Annotated in this window: 1 protein-coding gene; it reads left to right on the plus strand. The window is 54.6% G+C overall.

Going from position 1 to position 562, the window contains the following annotated elements; all coding sequences use genetic code 11:
* Positions 1-18: 18 nt before the first annotated feature.
* Positions 19-562, plus strand: a 544-nt coding sequence (locus tag AC1DVH_RS32525; RefSeq protein ID WP_477757228.1) for a polysaccharide biosynthesis/export family protein, incomplete at its 3' end; no start/stop codon positions are given.

The following is a 562-nucleotide window of genomic DNA, read 5'->3' on the forward strand; positions in this document are numbered from 1 at the left end:
CCACAAGTGTCCTCAATCATGATTCGTAGTTTGTCGCTCGCTGTGCTTGCAGGTATTGCCCTGCAAGGCTGTATGTTCTCACCCGGTCAACACCTGGATACCAGCCAGATCGGCCGTGATGGCTCACCGGAAAGCAGTCGGATCGAGCTGATTCCGATAACGCCCAAACTGATTGCCCAGAACGCGGCGACAAAAGTGCAAGCCTCGGTGCCCGCCGAGTTGTTGGCGTTCAAGCCGGGGGCTTACCGGATTGGCGCCAATGATGTGTTGTACATCACCGTGTGGGACCATCCGGAGTTGACTGCACCATCGGGTGCGCAACAGCAAATTGATGCGAACGGTCGCCTGGTACGCCCGGACGGCACCATGTTTTACCCCTATATCGGCAATATTCATGCCGAAGGCAAAACCATCGAGGAGCTACGCGGTTTTATTGCCGAGCGCCTGACTCAATTCGTCGACAGCCCCCAGGTTGACTTGAGTGTTTTGCGCTTTGCCAGTCAAAAAGTCGTTATTTCCGGTGCCATTTTAAAAGCCGGTCAACAACCCATTACCACTTCGC

This window comes from Pseudomonas sp. P4_C3 (genome assembly GCF_056402075.1).